This window comes from Sphaerospermopsis reniformis (genome assembly GCF_005402885.1).
In the GTDB taxonomy this organism is placed as follows: Bacteria; Cyanobacteriota; Cyanobacteriia; order Cyanobacteriales; family Nostocaceae; genus Sphaerospermopsis; species Sphaerospermopsis kisseleviana.
Genome location: NZ_BJCE01000410.1, coordinates 1 through 2658, shown reverse-complemented (window position 1 = coordinate 2658; position 2658 = coordinate 1). Strand labels below are relative to the sequence as shown.

3 protein-coding genes are annotated in these 2658 nt (G+C 40.2%); 1 reads left to right on the top strand and 2 read right to left on the bottom strand.

Features of this window, described 5'->3' with window-relative positions; all coding sequences use genetic code 11:
• Window positions 1-336: 336 nt before the first annotated feature.
• Window positions 337-1089, top strand: a complete 753-nt coding sequence (locus FFR48_RS27070) for a helix-turn-helix transcriptional regulator (RefSeq protein ID WP_236104209.1) — start codon at window positions 337-339, stop codon at window positions 1087-1089.
• Window positions 1090-1221: 132 nt separating this feature from the next.
• Here the strand turns inward: FFR48_RS27070 and FFR48_RS27065 are convergent, their stop codons facing one another.
• The gene (locus tag FFR48_RS27065; RefSeq protein WP_137669488.1) at window positions 1222-1776 is read right to left on the bottom strand and encodes a hypothetical protein; all 555 of its coding nucleotides are present in this window, start codon (window positions 1774-1776) and stop codon (window positions 1222-1224) included.
• Between the two features lie 236 nt (window positions 1777-2012).
• The gene (locus FFR48_RS27060) at window positions 2013-2399 is read right to left on the bottom strand and encodes a four helix bundle protein (protein ID WP_137669487.1); all 387 of its coding nucleotides are present in this window, start codon (window positions 2397-2399) and stop codon (window positions 2013-2015) included.
• Window positions 2400-2658 lie beyond the last annotated feature (259 nt).

Here is a 2658-nt window from a genome sequence, read left to right as displayed (position 1 = left end):
CATGCCTTTTTATTGATTAAATGTAATTTATTTGACATTAATTTCAGAAAAATATTTTAGCGTTGCCTGTTTTGGGCTTGGCGATCGCTCGAATAATACCCGACTTCACAAAATCGCGTTGCTCCCCAGTCCCCTGGTGTAGAAGGGGATTTTTTGTATCAAAGCAGTAAATTTAGGTGCTTAACAGCTTAGAAATAAATTCCAATTAAATTGATAACTGACAACCGACAACTAGATAAGTCCCAAAAAGCGTTTATTTTTTTGGTAATAGCGGTTTATGTACCCAAGTTTAGGTTTAATATTTTTACATAGGTTTTTTGTAGAGGATAGTAATTTATGATAACAGCAACACAACAACAAGAAATCCTGAATTTACGGGCATTGAATTTAACTCCTAAACAAATAGCTCGAAAACTAGGTATCAAAGTATCAGAAGTCAATGCAGTGATTAAAAATCAAGTAGAACAAACGATATCGGATAGATTAGCTTCAGGAGAATTAGACCCTATATATCAGTGTTTAGCAAGTGAGAATCTTGTCCAATTGTTATCAATAATCCCAGCAGACAACAGCATCAAAAATCTGTTGACAAACATCATACCCGTAAAGAAAAATGATATTAATAGCGGTTTAGGATTAGTAGTTATTGCCAGGGAATCTAGATACAATAAAATCACCTTTTGTAGTTACCTTTTAGATATATGGTGCTTGGGTGTTAAAGATGCCATGCCACCACGTACAGTAGATACAATAAAGTTTAAAGAAGCTGTAGCAGCATTATTTGATTTATTTCCCGGAAAACCGCAAGAGATTCCCCTTGAAGTTGCCCAAGGGATGATATTTAGTGCTTGTGAATATGCAGATAGCTTAGGATTTCAACCACACAAAGACTTTGAGAAATCACGAGCGCACATTGGAGAATGGGATGGAACAATACGTATTGAATGTGGTCGTAACGGGAAACCATTTTATGTCAGTGGTCCCCACGATAACCCCACAAAAATTATGGAAACATTGAAGAAAAGCAGGGGTGAAGGTAATTTTGATTTTATGTTTGGTTCAGACCCTGTTGAAGATGATTTTTGGTAAACTTAATCTTTGTAATTTTGGCAAGCATGATATCAAATGACTTGCCAATGACAAGCAATAATTATTCGTAAGTATTCAGCTGTCAGCCGTAGATTAAAAAAACATAAATACCAGTTAAATTAATATTATTTACTATTGCCTCACTGGATAAAACAACCCATCACTAATCTGAAATTTCCATCCTAAACTGCTAGGGTCACGATTCCTAGACCAGCTAATAAATTCCTTTTCGCTTTTGGTTTCCCATTCATTCATTAAACTCTGTTGTGTCACCCCTAACCGCATGGCTAAATTCTCCGGTGCAAAAGAATTGATTTCTACTGGTTGCTGATATTGGTATGGATACGCTGAACGCCGGGGTCTAGAGTTACCACCACTGTATCTGCCAGAAGCAAGCGATCGCTCAATCTTTTCTAAGTGCCTAGCTAAAGTTTCCAATTTGCTGGACAGCAGTTCATCTTGTTTACAGAGGTGAGTAGAGAGTGATTCTAGTTTATTTTCTACCTGCTGTAACTCGGTAACTGGTAAATCTACGCTGCTATCAAACTGTGCTATCACTTCCTGTAATGCTTCCAGTAACGCCGTTGTGTGTCCTTCGCGGTGGATTTTTGATAGTTGCCGTACTACAGGAATTAGTACATTTGGCACGCGGATCATCTCGCTGGGCGGGGTTTTCTTGATAGTCATGATATCTGTGCTTGATATCGAATATTGTAACGGAAATGGTAAATTTCTTTGCTTGTATTTTGCCAACACAAATTTTTCTGCTGTACTAAGTTGAAGCTGTTGTGCATTTAATTTGTATAAACCTAGCGGGAAGATGCCCGCTCTCAACATGAGAATTATAAAAGCTGCTTAACAGCTGATGCTAAGACAGCAGGGGGAGCAGGGGGAGCAGGGGGAGCAGGGGATGCAGGGGGGGATTAGTGATTTCGCAACCAAGGTGATGGATTATTAATCATATTCACCAAACCTGATAAAACTTGGTTGTAGCTTGAATAAATTTCTCGTCCTACTTCTACATTCATGTAGTTGCATTTGACAGCAAATTCAATCCAAGTCTGTGTTTCGGCGGCTTCAGCTTCACAGTCATTTAGTTTAGCAATGAAAGCTGCTTCATAACGCCTTTTTCTCCATGCTTCAGCTAAATTGGCACAAACAGAACGTGAGGATCTACGAATTTGATCAGTTAACGAATATCTCTCCTCCACAGGGAACTTCTTTGATAGCTCAAAAATTTTCATTGCTGCTTCAAAGGCAATTTTGTAAATTCCCAAATCTTTATGATCTTTGATTGCTTCTTTATTCATTGTTTTACCTCCCCTGCTTCCCCTTCTTCCCCTGCTTCCCCTTCTTCCCCTGCCCCCCCTTCTTTCCCTTCCCCCCCCTCCCTCCCCTCCACCGCCACCCATCCCCTTCTCTCGATCCCGCAACACCGCAACAACCTGGTGTCACGTCTCCTCCAACTGCCCGTTGGTATAGCCAGTAGCGGTGGCACTCCGGTGGAGTGTCCGGCTGTATATTGTTAAACCACGCCTCGTATTTCTGTGAAGTCTGCGATCGCTGCCC

Excerpts from the sequence above, each read along its gene's own strand:
- FFR48_RS27070 (WP_236104209.1), top strand. The coding sequence starts at position 337 with ATGATAACAGCAACACAACAACAAGAAATCCTGAATTTACGGGCATTG.
- FFR48_RS27065 (WP_137669488.1), bottom strand. The coding sequence starts at position 1,776 with ATGACTATCAAGAAAACCCCGCCCAGCGAGATGATCCGCGTGCCAAAT.
- FFR48_RS27060 (WP_137669487.1), bottom strand. The coding sequence starts at position 2,399 with ATGAATAAAGAAGCAATCAAAGATCATAAAGATTTGGGAATTTACAAA.